Source organism: Devosia lucknowensis (assembly GCF_900177655.1).
Taxonomy (GTDB): Bacteria; Pseudomonadota; Alphaproteobacteria; order Rhizobiales; family Devosiaceae; genus Devosia; species Devosia lucknowensis.
This window is the reverse complement of the sequence record NZ_FXWK01000001.1, coordinates 953311-968906: the sequence shown is the minus strand read 5'-3', so window position 1 is coordinate 968906 and position 15596 is coordinate 953311. Positions and strand designations below refer to the sequence as shown.

Here is a 15596-nt window from a genome sequence, read left to right as displayed (position 1 = left end):
AAACGGATGGCAGCCCGGCCTCAGCAACGATGACCGGCAAAAAGAAAGGGGCCCGAAGGCCCCTTCCTCATTCCAGACTGTATCCACTCAGGCGGAGTAGTACATTTCGTACTCGACCGGGTGCGGGGTCATTTCGACACGAAGGACTTCCTGCATCTTGAGGTCGATATAGGCGTTGATGAAATCGTCATCCATGACGCCGCCGACCTTGAGGAAATCGCGGTCCTTGTCGAGGTTGTCCAGAGCTTCGCGGAGCGAACCGGAAACGGTCGGGATATCCTTGAGCTCGTCCTTGGGCAGCTCGTAGAGATCCTTGTCCATCGGGTCGCCCGGGTGGATCTTGTTCTTGATACCGTCGAGACCGGCCATCAGCAGCGCGGTGTAGGCCAGGTACGGGTTCGCCAGCGGATCGGGGAAGCGCACTTCGACGCGCTTGGCCTTCGGCGACTGGCCGAAGGGGATACGGCAGGAAGCCGAACGGTTACGGGCCGAGTAGGCCAGCAGCACGGGCGCTTCAAAGCCGGGAACCAGACGCTTGTAAGAGTTGGTGGTCGGGTTGGTGAAGGCGTTGATCGCCTTGGCATGCTTGATGACGCCACCGATGTACCACAGGCATTCCTGCGAGAGGCCGGCATACTGGTCACCAGCGAAGAGCGGCTTGCCGTCCTTCCAGATCGACATGTGGCAGTGCATGCCAGATCCATTGTCGCCGTAGACCGGCTTGGGAAGGAAGGTCGCGGTCTTGCCATAGGCGTTGGCAACCTGCTGGACGGCGTACTTGTAGATCAGCACGTCGTCGGCCGACGCGATCATCTGCTTGTACTTGAGGCCGAGCTCGTGCTGGGCCGAGGCCACTTCATGGTGGTGCTTCTCGATGATGATGCCCATCTGACCCATGGCTTCGAGCATTTCACCGCGCATGTCCTGGGCGCTGTCCAGCGGCGGGACCGGGAAATAGCCCTTCTTGATGCCGATGTGGTGACCGTTATTGCCGCCTTCATAGTCGGCGTCGTTGTTGGTCGGCAGTTCGGCAGCATCGACCTGGAAGCCGACCTTGTAGGTGGAGGTCGAGTACTTGACGTCGTCGAAGATGAAGAATTCGGGCTCAGGACCGAACACGACGGTGTCACCAACGCCTGACGACTTGACCAGGCCTTCGGCTTTCTTCGCGATGGAGCGCGGGTCGCGGTTGTAGGGCTGGTAGGTGTTCGGCTCGAGAATGTCGCAGTTGATGGCGAGGGTCGAGGCGGCGAAGAACGGGTCGATATAGGCCGAATTCGGATCGGGCATCAGGACCATGTCGGACTCGTTGATGGCCTTCCAGCCGGCAATCGAGGAACCGTCGAACATAACGCCGTCTTCGAACATGTCAGCGTCGACGACCGACGCGTCCATGGTGACGTGCTGCAGCTTGCCGCGCAGGTCGGTGAAACGCACGTCGAGATACTTGATGTTCTCGTCTTTCATGCGCTGGATAATGTCGGCTGCGGTGGTCATCAGGTCTTCCCCTGTCTAACGGAATGCTTGTTTCTGATTGTGGCGAGTGGCTTTTGAGGCAAGGGCCTCAGAGAGCGTCGTCGCCGAATTCGCCGGTACGAATACGGATAGCCTGCTCGATGGAGTAGACGAAGATCTTGCCGTCACCGATGCGACCAGTTTGCGCAGCCGCGCGGATCGCTTCGATGGCCTTCTCGGCCAGGTCATCGGGGCATACAACCTCGACCTTAACCTTGGGCAGGAAATCCACGACGTATTCAGCGCCGCGATAGAGCTCGGTATGGCCCTTCTGGCGCCCGAAACCCTTGGCCTCGGTCACGGTGATGCCCTGCAGGCCAACTTCCTGCAGCGCTTCTTTGACTTCGTCCAGCTTGAACGGCTTTACGATAGCCTCGATTTTTTTCACTTATGCCTCCAATGGCCTTTTCGGCAGTTACCGGCGACTTTGTATGCATGGGCTGTGCCAGCTGCTCCTGAGAGCTAAAAGGTCCTATTTTTCAAGCATTTATTTGGGTACACAATCCAGCCGCAAGCGCAACGCCAGTAGTGACATGAGCTATTTGACAGCAGTCTGCACAATTATTGAGCAATCAAGCAATGATCTTGAACTCCAGGAAAGATCCAAATGACCAAATTATCGGCACTTCAATGCGTGGAGTTGCAGTTCGATGCGTATAACGAGCGCAATCTGGCGCGCTTTCTCTCGGTGTTCGCAGACAGCGTGAAAAGCTATCGGCTGCCGGACATGGCGCTGGTGCTGGACGGCAAGGCGGCATCCGGAGCGCATTACGCCAACAACCGGTTCGTGCACGCGGGATTGCGGGCGGAACTGGTCAATCGCATGGTGGTCGGCAATACGGTCATCGACCACGAGCTGATCCACGGCCTCGGACCCGAGCCGATGGAAACGGCCGTCATGTTCGAGGTCGCGGACGGCCTTATCCAAAAGGTCTTTGCCATTCCCGCCAAAACGCCAAGCTAGGCTTTGACTGGCCCCGACACTTCATATAGATGCATCGCCAACCCGGCCGACGGGGACCCGTGCGGGTGTGGCGGAATTGGTAGACGCACTGGATTTAGGTTCCAGCGCCGCAAGGCGTGGAGGTTCGAGTCCTCTCACCCGCACCAAGCGGCCTCGGCCGAACGAGATGAACCAATACGGGATAAACCCCAATGCAGGTAACTGAGACCCTCAACGAAGGCCTGAAGCGCAAGCTCAGCGTCACCATTCCGGCAGCGGACCTCAATTCGCGCCTCGACGCCAAGCTCGAGGAGCTCAAGGGCCAGGCCAACATCAAGGGCTTCCGCCCCGGCAAGGTGCCGACCGCGCATCTCAAGAAGGTCTATGGCCGCTCGGCCATGTCCGAAGTGATGACCGACGCGATCAACTCGACGGTTTCCGACACGCTGGACAAGCGCGAAGAGCGCGCCGCCGCCCAGCCCAAGGTCGACCTGCCGCAGGACCAGACCGTGATCAACGACGTGCTCGACGGCAAGTCGGACCTGGCGTTCGAGGTCGAATACGAAGTGCTGCCGGCCGTGACCCTGATGGACATCAAGGGCGTCGCGCTGAACAAGCCCGTGGTCGAGATCGCCGACGAGGAAGTCGAAAAGGAAGTCGCTCGCGTCTTCGCGCAGAACCGCGGCTACACCAACAAGGGTGACGATGGCGTCGTCGAGAACGGCGACTACCTGGGCCTTTCGTTCGTTGGCAAGATCGACGGCAAGGAATTCGACGGCGGCTCGTCCGACCATGCGCATCTCACCGTCGGCTCGGGTGAATTCATTCCCGGCTTCGAAGAGCAGCTGATCGGCGCCAAGAAGGGCGACACCCGCGAAGTGAAGGTTACCTTCCCCGCGGACTACCAGAACAAGGAACTGGCCGGCAAGGACGCCGTGTTCGACGTCAACGTCCTGCATGTCGACGGCCCGAATGCCGGCGAACTGGATGACGACTTCGCCAAGCGCCTCGGTCTCGAAGACGTCGCTGCCCTGCGCAAGGCCGTCCGCGAGCAGATGGAAAACGCCCTCTCCTCGATGGGCCGCCAGCACATGAAGCGCCAGGTGCTCGACGCCCTGGACGATGGTCACAAGTTCGACGTGCCGGCCCAGTTGGTGGACGCCGAATTCAACACCATCTGGCAGCGCGTCGTTCACGAGATCGAGCATCATGGACGGTCCTTCGAAGACGAAGGCACGACCGAGGAAGCCGCCAAGGAACAATACCAGCGTATTGCCGAGCGCCGCGTCCGCCTGGGCCTGGTCGTTGCCGAAATCGGCAACCAGAACGAAGTGCAGGTCAGCGACGAAGAGCACCAGCAGGCGCTGATCGCCGAAGTCCGCCGCTTCCCCGGCCAGGAACAGCAGGTCTACGACTACTATCGCAAGAACCCCCAGGCGCTGGCCTCGCTGCGCGCCCCGATCTTCGAGAACAAGGTCGTCGATCACATCATCGATCTGGGCAAGGTTACCGACCAGAAGATGACCCGCGAAGAACTGGCAAAGCTCATCCAGGCCGATGAAGACGACGTGCCGGAAGAGCATCACCACTAAGCTGGTGCCCCGCAAACATCGTAAAGGCCGCCTCCGGGCGGCCTTTTTGTTTGCCGCTTTGTGATCGGGCACGTCGGGTAGCAGATGAACCAAACCGGGCCGGTAGCGATTTCTCCAACAGACAAGGAGAACTGCCATGACCCAGTATACGTCCGACTCTCCATACCAGCCTAAAGGCGACCACAACCGCCGCCTGTCGCTTGGCATCGACCCCGACCAATTCGCGGCCGAAGCAGGAATAACGACCGACGAATTGCGCGACTATGAGCGCACGGCGCCGGATCACGACTACGATCCGCAGGTGGCCCTGCGTGTGACCAATGCGCTCGACCGGTTGGAACAGGCCATGCCCAACCTTCAGAACGGCCGTGGCGAGAGCGTCTCGACCACCAATCCAACCCTGGACCACAGCCACCATCGTAGGCTTCAAGCCAGTGAAATGTCCGAAGCGACGCTGCGCGGCGCCACCATCTACGGCGCCGATAACCAGGAGATCGGCAAGGTCTCGCACCTGCACGGGCAAGGCCCCAGCGCGCAGGTCATCATCGATATCGGCGGGTTCCTCGGCATCGGCGCAAAACCTGTAGCGGTGGGCATGGCTAGCCTCGACTTCATGCGCGACGAGAATGGCCACGTCCATGCGGTGACGCTGTGGACCAAGCACGATCTTGAGCAGATGCCGGAACACCAACATCACCACTGATGAGGCAAACTGTTGCCAGGTCAGGGATTTCACCAGCGTTCCTGCGCAAGCGAGGGCGCTGGTTAAGCTTTGGTTATTGCCTGCTGGACTAGAGTTCGCGCGTTTCTGACAGATCGGGCGGGGGCATGTCGGATCAGTTCTATCTCGCATTGCTGAATCCGATCATCGCGCTGTCGTTTTCGATCGTGGTGGCGCTGCTTTGGCACCGGTGGCCGCGCCATACCCATTTCTTCCCACTCAGCGTGGCGTTCCTTTATGCAGGCCTAGCCTTCATCACCCAGGAATGGGCGCTGTTCAGCGCGCCCGGTGGCATCAACTACGCAGGCAATGCGCTGTTCTTTGCCGCGGTCATCCTTGCCTGCGTCAGCGCGCTACTTCGCGTGAAGGCTAAGGTTCCCCTTTGGGGATACGGCATCATCACCGTGTTCTCCCTCTGCGGCTTTCTCTATTTTTCACTGGTCGCGCCATCGACGATATCGCGCATCGTCCTGATGAACTGCAGCTTCATCGGACTGAGCGTGCTGACGATCACCAGAATGGCAGGCGCAGGCGTGCGGAGCCGCGCCGACCAGCTTTTCGTCGCCGTGGTCGCGTTGGGTGGCGCCATATCGGTCATTCGGCTGGTCATGGCGCTTTCCGGCATGTTGCCGCTCAACAGCGCCGGCGGCGTCGACCGCTCCGCCTATTGGAGTTCGGTCTCTGGACTTACTCCGTTGCTGTCCATCTTCATCGTCGCGGTTTTCGTCTTTGCGCTGGCACTCGAGATCGTCGCCGACCTCCGCCAGCAGGCGGACCACGATCACCTGACGGGCCTGCTCAATCGCCGGGGTTTTGAGACGGCCGCATCGACCGCCATGAACGCCAGCCGGACGGACGGCGCGCTGATGATTGCCGATATCGACGACTTCAAGCAGGTCAACGACCAATTTGGTCACGCAATTGGAGACAATGTCATCGAGGCGGTGGGCAGGGCTCTCAGAGAGCATGGACAGGCCGATTTCGTCGGGCGAATCGGCGGCGAGGAGTTCGCGCTTTTTTTCCGGCGGGCCTCGGCATCCCAGCTCCAGGATATCGCAGGCGCTGCCGCGGCAGCGCTCGACATGCGACACATCCCGGGGCTGCCGCCGGGCTACAAGCTGACCATCAGCATCGGCCTGCATCACCGGCAAGGCGGCGAAACGCTGGACCAGATGCTGGTCATGGCCGACCGTGCGCTCTATCGCGCCAAGGCTTCCGGCAAGAACCGGGCAGTGATGTCCCCTGCCCGGCTCAAACTGGTCTGAGGGCTTCAGTGCCCAGTTGGCCTATCAAGGCGCCCATTTAATGTGATGCCTGCGCCTCGAGTGGCCCTCGGATCAGGTCCGAGGGCGGAATGGTGTTGGTGAAGGCTCCGACGGCCAGATGAACCCCTACGACGACGCCTGATCGGCGAGGAATTCTTCGGGCCCATCCACTTCAACCAGCTTCTTCCTGTCGATCAACAGGAAGCGCGTGCCGACGGCACGCAGGAAGGCACGATCGTGGGTGACAAGGATGGTCGTTGCCCCCTGCTCCCTGATATCGGCTTCCAGCTGCTCCTGCCCCGGAATGTCGAGATGATTGGTAGGCTCGTCGAGAAGGTAGAAGTTAGGCTTTTCCAGACGCAAGGCCAGTAGCGCCACGCGAGCGCGCTGCCCCAGCGACAGGGTGCGGATCGACTTCGTCTGGCGGTCCGGCGGAAAACCGGCACCTGCCAGGAGGGCGATGGTGCGGCGGTCTCCCTCGTCGAAGCGATGCAGGATGTATTCGAGCGGCGAAGATTCGAGAGGCAGCCACGCCAGAGCCTGGTCGAGGTAGCCAGGCGTCAATTGCGGGCTTATCCGCAACCCTTTGGGTGCTCCACCGCCCAAGGCCTCGGTGACGACGCGCATAAACTGAGATTTGCCCCTGCCGTTTCGGCCCAGAAGCACGATGCGATCGCCCTGGAAGATGTGGAGCTTGTCGACAGTGAATAGCGCCCGGCCGTCGGGCGTTGCTATCGGGACGTCGTCAAAAGCCATCATGACCCTGGCGTCCGCACCACTATTGCTCAGCTTGACGAGGCCAGTGCGGTCGCGATGGACGTCCTGCACCTGGGCTTCGATCTTTTCGGCGCGATCGCGCAGCTGCTTGGATTTGACGACCAACAGGTCGCTGCCCGAGTTGATGCCGACATTTGTGAGCTTGGCCGCCTGCTTGCGCAGTTGGGTGGCGTATTTGAGCTCCTTGTCGCGCTGCGCCTGCGCGGCTGCATCGATCTGATCGAGTTCAGCACGGGCCGCCGAATAGGCCAGCGGCAAGTAGACCTGCTCGGTGGGCCGGAGAAACAGTGTCCGGTTGGTGGTAGCGTCGAGGAAGGCACGGTCGTGACTGGCGATGACGACCGGCAGAGAGCGAGCCGCATAACTCATCCACTCCTCGAGCATCATGATGCGGCCAAGATCGAGATGATTGGTCGGCTCGTCCATCAGCAAGGCATCAGGCTGGGTCACCCAGCAGCGCGCCAGGAGGGCCATTCGCTGCCAGCCGCCGCTGAGCTCGGCGAGTGGCTTATCTCGGAACGCGGCGGGAATGGCCATTTCATCGAGGACAACATCGACACGCCACCCTTCGGCATCGAGTGTCGCGGCATCAAGCGCCGAGGCGACAAAGCGCGAGAGCGTTTGCGGCAGGGCCACATCCGGAACTTCCTGAGGCACATAGCCCAAGGTGAGGCCTCTTGAACGGGTAATGCTCCCCTCGCTAAGCTCGGCGAGGCCGGCCATGGCCCGGAGCAAGGTCGACTTTCCGCGGCCGTTCGGAGCGACGAGACCGACACGGTCGCCATCGGCGATAACGAGGTCGAGACTGGAGAAAAGAAGGTCGCCTGCACGGTGGCCGGCGTTCTTGAGGCTGATCGTGCCCATGTAATCTGCTCACTGGATCGGCGCCATTTTGATGGGCGCCATTGCCGTCAATTCGGCGTCCTGGCATTGGCCAAGGCGGCATGAGGGGCAAACCAGAGGATCGGAAACGGAGAGGTTACGTCCGGACCGGCTGGTCAGCCCTGCAGCTGCTGCCACAGGGCCTGGACGGGTCCACGGGAACGATGCGTCTGAAACACAGTCATGCAGCCCTCCCTCATACGGACCAAAACGAATGGCAAATACCTAACCGCGCTGCCGAAGCAACGCAAGTCAGGTCATGCAAGATAGAACAGGAGACTGACGCCCATCAGGGCGCCGAAACGCGAAATACGAAGATTGGCCAGCCGGTACGCAATACTTTCAAATCCGGCAATCGGCCAATATCCGACAGGTGCAGAGCCAACCTCGACCGATTGATACGCAATACCCGGCTGTTCGGCTCGCATACGGCAACTCCAGACAAAAACCGTATGTCCACATTTCTATCAGGACGCACTTAAGAAAGTGCTCTCAAGAAGGAAACGAGGCGTAAACATTGCGCCCTATCTTGGGACGAAACTGTCTCATTCGGATTTCGAAGCTGTCGCCGTCGTGGCGGGGCAAGGTTCCGGTCCCGTTCCGGTTGACGTCCCCATGACGGCCTTGCTTGTGGGAATTGCCACGGTGGCCGGACCCGCGGAAATGCTTGCTATATGCTAGGGAACGGACCTGCCTGATTCGGGCCGAACCAATTGGAAAGTGCATGTCAGATCTTTTCGGAAGCGCCGCTCCCATTCCTGAACAGCCCAAGGAGACCGCACCGGCCAAGCCTGCGTCGCGTTCCGCCGCGGCTGCGCCGGAAGCTTACGGCGCGTCCGATATCGAGATTCTCGAAGGACTTGAACCAGTCCGCCGTCGCCCCGGCATGTATATCGGCGGCACCGACGTCAACGCCTATCACCACCTCTTCGCAGAGGTGATCGACAACTCGATGGACGAGGCCATTGCCGGCCACGCGACGCGCATCGAGGTGCACCTGGGCGCCGACGGATACATAACCGTTACCGATAACGGGCGCGGCATCCCGGTGGAGAAACACCCGAAATTTCCCAACCGGTCGACGCTTGAGATCGTCCATACGGTGCTCCACGCCGGCGGCAAGTTCGACAGCAAGGCCTATGAGACATCAGGCGGCCTGCATGGCGTGGGCGTGTCGGTGGTAAACGCGCTTTCGGACGACATGGTCGTGGAAGTGGCGCGCGACCAGCAGCTCTACCGGATCCAGTTTTCACGCGGGCTGGTGGTCGAAGACGTAGTCAATGTGGGGCGGGTGCAGAACCGTCGCGGCACGACGACGCGTTTCCACCCGGATCCGCAGATCTTCGGGCCGACGGCGCATTTCTCGGCCGGTCGCATCTTCCGCATGACCCGGGCCAAGGCCTACCTGTTCGGCGGCGTCGAGCTGCGCTGGAGCTGCGACGAAAGCCTTGCCAGCGACGACGTGCCAGCCAAGGCCGTGTTCCACTATCCCGACGGTCTCAAGGACTACATGACCGCACGGATCGAGGGAGAGACGCGCATCACCGACGAGATCTTCGCCGGACGCAGTGGCCGGCCGGGAAGTCACGGCTCGGTGGAATGGGCGATTGCCTGGACCATCGGCGATGGCGGGGTGCAGTCGTACTGCAATACGGTGCCAACGCCCGATGGCGGCACGCACGAAGCCGGGCTGCGCATGGTGCTGCTGCGCGGGCTGAAGAACTATGCCGAACTGACCAAGAACAAGGGCGCGGCCAATCTCACGGCGGAGGACGTGCTGACGAGCTGCGCGGCCATGCTGTCGGTGTTCGTGCGCGAACCGGAATTCGTGGGCCAGACCAAGGACAAGCTGGCCTCAGGTGAAGCGACGCGCATCGTCGAGACGGCGCTACGGGACGCTTTCGACCACTGGCTTGCGGCCTCGCCACAGCAGGCAGGCAAGCTGCTCGACTGGGCGATTGACCGCGCCGAAGAACGGCTGCGCCGCCGCAAGGAAAAAGAAATCGACCGCGCAAGCGCCACGCGCAAGCTGCGGCTGCCCGGCAAGCTGGCGGATTGTACCCAGAACGCGGCGCAGGGCGCAGAAATCTTTATCGTCGAGGGTGACTCGGCGGGCGGTTCGGCCAAGCAAGCGCGCAACCGCGCCAATCAGGCCGTGCTGCCGCTGCGTGGCAAGATTCTGAACGTGGCCGGCGCCAGCCGTGACAAGCTAGCCGCCAACCAGCTGATCGCCGACCTGATCCAGGCGCTTGGATGCGGGACACGTGATCGCTTCGTCGAGGACGACATCCGCTACGACAAGGTCATCATCATGACCGACGCCGACGTGGACGGCGCGCATATTGCGTCACTGCTGATCACCTTCTTCTTCCAGGAAATGCCGCGGCTGATCGAAAACGGACACCTGTACCTCGCCCTGCCCCCGCTCTACCGCATAAGCCAGGGCGGCAAGACGCTCTATGCGCGCGACGATGCGCATCGCGCCGAACTGATGGCCACGGAGTTCACCGGCAAGGGCAAGGTGGAGACCACGCGATTCAAAGGTCTTGGCGAGATGCCCTTCGCGCATCTGCGCGAGACTACGATGTCCCCCAAGACGCGGACCCTGCTTCAGGTGAAGATCCTCGATGATCGCGATGCGACGCGCCACACTGTCGACCGGCTTATGGGCAACAAGCCCGAGGCGCGGTTCGAATTCATCCAGGAAAACGCGGCTTTCGTAACCGACCTCGATATCTAGGTCGGGATGCCGGGTATGCGCGATGCAGTGCGGCGGATGTCGCCGGTATCGGGAGCGTCGACCTGACGATAGCGGGCCTGGATAATGCTGTAGGCACCAAAGGCCATGAGACCGACCGCGGCGAGAGTATAGAGCATGTTACCAAAGGGCAGCGCGTGCACCCAGTCGAGCGCGTCCGAAAGGCCGCCTGCCTGATCCGGATCCACAGTGATAGCGGCATAGATAAGAAACCCGCCGGTTACCGCAAGCAAGACGCCGCGCGCCGATAGACCCGTGGCGCAAACGGCGTGCACCGCTGCCCGGTGCTGGGACGGGAGGACAATGCGCTTCTGATAATCGCCGGAGAGGCCGCGCCAGACCTGGATAAGGCCGCCGACGATCAAGCCGAGGCCGGCTATGCCGACAAGGACATTGCCTAACGGAAGCTGCAGGACGGATGCCGTGGCCTCGCTCTCGCCGCCCGAACTTGATGCAGAAGCTGCGCCATTACCGAGCGCCATGCTCGCAGCCGTGAAGGCCAGAGCGACATTCACCACTGCGCTGCCAACGCTGGCCAGGCGCCCGACAACGCCCTTGGCGTCGTTCTTGACGTGATCGGCATTCAGCACGCCCTGGGCCAGACGCCAGAGCACGTGGCCCACAAGGCCGATGGCGACGAGCCCAAGAAGGATGCGGCCGAAAGGCTGGGCGAGAACGGTCGTCAGGGCGTCTTCGGTGGTCGCGGCGGTGCCTGCACCCCAGAGGGCGAGCGCGCCGAGAACAGCGTAAACGATGCCGCGGGCGGCATAGCCCCAGCGTGCCAGCAGCTCGAATTTGTTGTGCATGAGACCCTCCAGTTGACGCCAAGGACCAACGCAGCGTCGGTTGCAGCGTTCCCCCGGGAAGGGCGCGTTTACGCTTTTGCGGATGCGCAGGGCCAAAAACATTGACAGAACGGGGCTTTGCGCTATGGTCCGCGCCGCCGGTAGAGTACCAAGTGCGCGCAGGCAAAGTTTGCCGTCGCAGCGCCTGGGTAGCCGGCGGGCATGAGGCCGGTATTTACCGGGCCAGCAATGCCCGAGCCGAGGGTGCTGAGGAATTCGTTGATTGGTTGGCACCCACACCGGCACGATCCGTGAAGGATTGCGCCAGTTGACCTCCGATGACCGGTCGCGCGACCCAGGCAATCCTGCCCGCCGCAGTCCGGACAGCATCCTTGAGTGGAACGACCGACTTGACCGATACCTTCTCCGGGCTGGGCCTTTCGAGCAAAGTCACCGATGCGGTGACCGCAGCCGGCTACACCAAACCAACCGAAATCCAGGCGCAGGCCATCCCGCACCTGCTGCAGAAAAAAGACCTGATCGGCATCGCGCAGACAGGCACCGGCAAGACGGCATCGTTCGTGCTGCCGATGCTGACACTGCTCGAAAACGGCCGCGCCCGCGCACGCATGCCCCGCACGCTGATCCTCGAACCAACGCGCGAACTGGCCGCGCAGGTCTCCGAGAATTTTGAAAAGTACGGCAAGAACCATCGGCTCTCGATGGCGCTCATCATAGGTGGCGTGAGCTTCGAGGACCAAAACAAGAAGCTCGATCGCGGCGTCGATGTGCTGATCGCGACGCCAGGGCGACTGCTGGACCAGTTCGACCGCGGCAAGATCCTGCTAACGGGTGTGGAAATCCTGGTCATCGACGAGGCCGACCGCATGCTGGACATGGGCTTTATCGACGACATTGAAAAGATCTGCTCGCGCCTGCCGCCCCGCCGCCAGACCATGCTGTTCTCGGCCACGATGGATCCGCAGATCGAGCGGCTGACCAAGAAATTCCTCAAGGACCCCGTGCATGTGCAGGTGGCACGTGCCGCCTCGACCGCCGATACGATCGACCAGAAACTGGTGAAAGTGTCGTCCAAGCCCGATGAGAAGCGCGCAGCGCTGCGGGAGCGGATCGATGCGTCCGAAGGGCTGACCAATGCCATCATCTTTTGTAACCGCAAGCGCGACGTGGCCACCCTCGCCCGCTCGCTGCAGCGGCATGGCTATTCGGCCGGCTCGCTCCATGGCGACATGGACCAGAAAAGCCGCATGGAAACGCTGGACGCCTTCAAGAGCAACAAGCTGACCCTGCTCGTGGCCAGCGACGTCGCCGCCCGCGGCCTCGATATCCCCGCGGTGAGCCATGTGTTCAATTTCGACGTGCCTGTGCATGCGGAGGACTACGTGCACCGCATCGGCCGCACGGGACGCGCCGGACGCTCCGGCGTCGCCTATACTTTGGTGGCTCCCGCCGATGGGAAGCATCTCGATGCGATCCTCAAGTTGATCCAGAAACCAATCGACTGGCTCAATGACGGCAAGGCGGAAAAATCTGTCGCGCCCAAAGAGACCACCGATGCTGCCGAAGCCAGGCCAAGCCGCGGCCGGCGTGGTCGCGCAGGCAAGGCGGCAACTGAGGCCCCCGCGCCTGCAACACCCGTCGCAGCCGAACAAACGACGGAAAAGCCCGCCTCTGCCAAGGCCAATCGGCGTCAACGTCCGCCGCAGAAGAGTGAGCCTGAAAACTCCGACTCCCCGTTTGGCGATGCTGGGCCGATCCCGGCTTTCCTGCTTCGCTCGGCACGGCTTACCTCGTAAAGAGCGTCAGCAGTATTGGCCATTATTTGGCTGAATATTCTGAACTCGTGGTTGTGCGGAACGGTTTGGCGACTGTAACTTGGTCGCCACGACTCGTTCGAGGGAATCGATCCGGTTGGGGCGCAACGGGGCGCGGGGTGGATAGTGTCGGACCAAGAATTTACGCGCACTCTGGGATACGCCAATGCAGCGTTCGACCTGCTGAAGCGTAGCGGCATCCCACCCTATCCGCAGTTCTACGAGTTGCTTTACACCTATGCGACGGGCGTAAACCCGTCGCTGAACAACCGTATCAACGCTATTTTCCGCAGCGGCACTGTACCGACTTCGGATCTTGCGGAAACGCTTTACAACGAATTCCTCAAGGCCGACGTCAACGATCGCATGTCGAGCGTTTCGGAACGCATGCATGCCCGAATTGAAGCCGTGCACGAGGCGATCGATACGGCGATGACCACGGCCAACGCCTATTCAGGCTCCCTGCAGTCGGCCAGTGGCGACCTGCAGCGAGATCTCACGGGCGAAGGCATGAAGGTGCTTGCTGACCGCCTGCTATCGGAAACGCGCCGGATGCAGGACACCAATCGCCAGCTTGAGGCCAAGCTCGAGGCATCACGCGAAGACATTGCGGCGCTGCAACGCGACCTTGACGACGTGAGACGCGAGTCGATGCTTGACCCGCTCACCAAGATTGCCAATCGCAAGAGTTTCGACGAGGGTCTGGACGACGCCATCGAGGAGGCGAAGAAGTCCAACTTGCCCGTCTGCCTGATGCTGCTGGACATCGACCATTTCAAGAATTTCAACGATACCTATGGTCACCAGACCGGCGACCAGGTGCTGCGCCTCGTGGCGATGACGCTGAAGTCGAACATCAAGGGCAAGGATCTGGCGGCGCGGTACGGCGGCGAAGAGTTCGTGGCCGTGTTACCCTGGACCGATCTCGACGGCGGATTGATCGTGGCGGAAAACATCCGCAAGGCCATTCAGGCCAAGGAATTGCTGAAGCGCTCCACCAACGAGAAGCTGGGTCGTATCACCGCCTCGTTCGGTGTTGCCGTCTGGCATCCGACCGACAATGCGATGTCGCTGATAGAGCGCGCCGACCGCTGCCTTTACGCGGCCAAGCGCGCAGGCCGCAACCGGGTGGTTGCGGAAACCGAGCTGGTCGAGATCGACGTCGAGCCGGCCAAGGGCGTTTCGGCCGCCTGATCAGGCAGCCGGCGTCAAATGCACACCCAGATTTGCGAGCATGTCCCAGTATTCGGGGTAGGTTTTGCCCGTGCAAGCGGGATCGAGGATGGTAATGTCCTTCACAAGCAGACCTGCTAGCGCAAAGCTCATGGCGATCCGGTGATCGTGATAGGTCTCGATGCGGGCAGGCCGTGACTGCCCGGCGAGCGCGGGGTCGGCATTGACCACCAGATCATCCCCCTCCTCAACGGCCAGTCCCGGCCGAATGCGGTTGAGCTCGTTGGCGACCGCCCGGATGCGGTCGGTTTCCTTGACGCGCAGATTGGCGATACCGACGAAGCGCACAGGGCGGTTGCTGAAGGCCGCGACCACCGCGATGGTGGGAACGGCATCCTGCATCTGCGAGCCGTCGATAACGCCGGGCATATCCGGGAAAGTCGCGATAACGGCCTGAGCGGCGGCGTCGGGCTGAGTGAAGGCGTCGGCCGGCACGCCGAGGTCAATCTTACCCCCGGTGAGGGCCTCGATACCCCAAAGATAGGTCGCAGCCGACGCGTCGGGCTCGATATGGAAATCGGTGGCCTGGTATCCGGTGGGCTGGACCAGCCATGAGCCGTCGTCGCGGCTTTCGACTTCGGCGCCGAATGCACGCATGGCGGCCAGGGTGAGATCGACATAACCGCGCGCACCGATGTCCTTGCCGGTGAGGTCAACTTCGATGGGACCGTCGCCGAAGGGGGCGGCCACCAGGAGCGCCGAAACATACTGGCTCGAGAGGGACGCATCGATCTCCACCCGACCCGAACCAAAGCGGCCCGTACCGCGCAACGTGACGGGCGGGCAGCCGGTGGGTGACTGCGCGTCGATGCCAAGCGATTTCAGGGCATCAACCAGCGGCTTGATCGGCCGCAGGCGCATATCTTCATCACCGTCGACGACAACGGTGCCCTCGATGGTGGCGACGGCGGCGGTGAGAAAGCGGGTTGCGGTGCCGGCATTGCCGAGGAACAGCGCCTCTTCCGGAGCCTGCAAGCGGCCGGTACTGGTGACGAGAAAGCTCGTTGCGTCGGGCTCTTGGACCATGACGCCCATTTCCCGCAGTGCGCGCGCCATCAGCACCGTATCCTTGCTCTTGAGCGCCCCTGTGAGACGGCTGGTGCCTTCAGCAAGAGCGGCGAGCAGCAGCGCCCGATTGGTGATCGACTTGCTGCCGGGCGGCGAGACACGACCGGTCAATGGACGATTGGGTGGAGTGATAGTGTAGGCGGCGGGGAGAGCGTTCGGCATGATGGGGATCAATGCCTTACATGCGCGCTTCGTGCAACAGCCGGATTAGAATTGGCGATG

Annotated in this window: 13 protein-coding genes and 1 tRNA gene; 8 read left to right on the top strand and 6 right to left on the bottom strand. The window is 61.6% G+C overall.

Translation table 11 applies throughout. From position 1 onward, the window contains the following. Positions 1 to 87: 87 nt before the first annotated feature. Together glnA and CCK88_RS04550 are read right to left on the bottom strand one after the other, a co-directional pair. Positions 88 to 1497, bottom strand: a complete 1410-nt coding sequence (glnA, locus tag CCK88_RS04555) for a type I glutamate--ammonia ligase (protein ID WP_086469324.1) — start codon at positions 1495 to 1497, stop codon at positions 88 to 90. A gap of 67 nt (positions 1498 to 1564) precedes the next feature. Next, positions 1565 to 1903 carry a P-II family nitrogen regulator gene (locus tag CCK88_RS04550; RefSeq protein WP_086469323.1) on the bottom strand — a complete coding sequence of 113 codons (339 nt, stop codon included), beginning with the start codon at positions 1901 to 1903 and terminating at the stop codon, positions 1565 to 1567. Between the two features lie 219 nt (positions 1904 to 2122). On the opposite strand from CCK88_RS04550, the gene CCK88_RS04545 reads away from it, so the two are divergent. The 5 genes from CCK88_RS04545 to CCK88_RS04525 all read left to right on the top strand — a co-directional run bounded on the left by CCK88_RS04545 (position 2123) and on the right by CCK88_RS04525 (position 6036). Then, positions 2123 to 2479, top strand: coding sequence for a nuclear transport factor 2 family protein (locus CCK88_RS04545; RefSeq protein WP_086469322.1), 357 nt, complete (start codon positions 2123 to 2125; stop codon positions 2477 to 2479). Between the two features lie 61 nt (positions 2480 to 2540). Continuing rightward, positions 2541 to 2625, top strand: a tRNA-Leu gene (locus CCK88_RS04540). Positions 2626 to 2670: 45 nt separating this feature from the next. Then, a complete protein-coding gene (tig, locus tag CCK88_RS04535) occupies positions 2671 to 4050 on the top strand; it encodes a trigger factor (protein ID WP_086469321.1) in 1380 nt (459 codons plus the stop codon). A gap of 400 nt (positions 4051 to 4450) precedes the next feature. Then, on the top strand, positions 4451 to 4753 hold the full coding sequence (locus CCK88_RS04530; RefSeq protein ID WP_086470808.1) for a PRC-barrel domain-containing protein: 303 nt from the start codon (positions 4451 to 4453) through the stop codon (positions 4751 to 4753). 125 nt (positions 4754 to 4878) lie between these two features. Next, positions 4879 to 6036 (top strand): GGDEF domain-containing protein, encoded by a 1158-nt coding sequence (locus CCK88_RS04525; protein ID WP_086469320.1) that lies wholly within the window; start codon positions 4879 to 4881, stop codon positions 6034 to 6036. Between the two features lie 126 nt (positions 6037 to 6162). Here CCK88_RS04525 and CCK88_RS04520 read toward each other — a convergent pair whose 3' ends face one another. Continuing rightward, a complete protein-coding gene (locus CCK88_RS04520; protein WP_086469319.1) occupies positions 6163 to 7677 on the bottom strand; it encodes an ABC-F family ATP-binding cassette domain-containing protein in 1515 nt (504 codons plus the stop codon). Between the two features lie 275 nt (positions 7678 to 7952). Continuing rightward, on the bottom strand, positions 7953 to 8123 hold the full coding sequence (locus CCK88_RS18355; protein ID WP_170926351.1) for a hypothetical protein: 171 nt from the start codon (positions 8121 to 8123) through the stop codon (positions 7953 to 7955). 296 nt (positions 8124 to 8419) lie between these two features. Between CCK88_RS18355 and parE the strand changes: the two genes are divergently transcribed. After that, the gene (gene parE / locus CCK88_RS04515) at positions 8420 to 10435 is read left to right on the top strand and encodes a DNA topoisomerase IV subunit B (RefSeq protein WP_086469318.1); all 2016 of its coding nucleotides are present in this window, start codon (positions 8420 to 8422) and stop codon (positions 10433 to 10435) included. On the opposite strand, the gene CCK88_RS04510 is transcribed toward parE, so the two are convergent. Then, positions 10432 to 11259 carry a DUF1206 domain-containing protein gene (locus CCK88_RS04510; protein ID WP_170926350.1) on the bottom strand — a complete coding sequence of 276 codons (828 nt, stop codon included), beginning with the start codon at positions 11257 to 11259 and terminating at the stop codon, positions 10432 to 10434. The genes parE and CCK88_RS04510 overlap by 4 nt on opposite strands. Positions 11260 to 11648: 389 nt before the next feature. On the opposite strand from CCK88_RS04510, the gene CCK88_RS04505 reads away from it, so the two are divergent. Together CCK88_RS04505 and CCK88_RS04500 are read left to right on the top strand one after the other, a co-directional pair. After that, positions 11649 to 13055 (top strand): DEAD/DEAH box helicase, encoded by a 1407-nt coding sequence (locus tag CCK88_RS04505; RefSeq protein ID WP_244557426.1) that lies wholly within the window; start codon positions 11649 to 11651, stop codon positions 13053 to 13055. A gap of 144 nt (positions 13056 to 13199) precedes the next feature. Further along, on the top strand, positions 13200 to 14267 hold the full coding sequence (locus tag CCK88_RS04500) for a GGDEF domain-containing protein (protein WP_086469315.1): 1068 nt from the start codon (positions 13200 to 13202) through the stop codon (positions 14265 to 14267). On the opposite strand, the gene CCK88_RS04495 is transcribed toward CCK88_RS04500, so the two are convergent. After that, the gene (locus CCK88_RS04495; RefSeq protein ID WP_086470807.1) at positions 14268 to 15536 is read right to left on the bottom strand and encodes a 3-phosphoshikimate 1-carboxyvinyltransferase; all 1269 of its coding nucleotides are present in this window, start codon (positions 15534 to 15536) and stop codon (positions 14268 to 14270) included. Positions 15537 to 15596 lie beyond the last annotated feature (60 nt).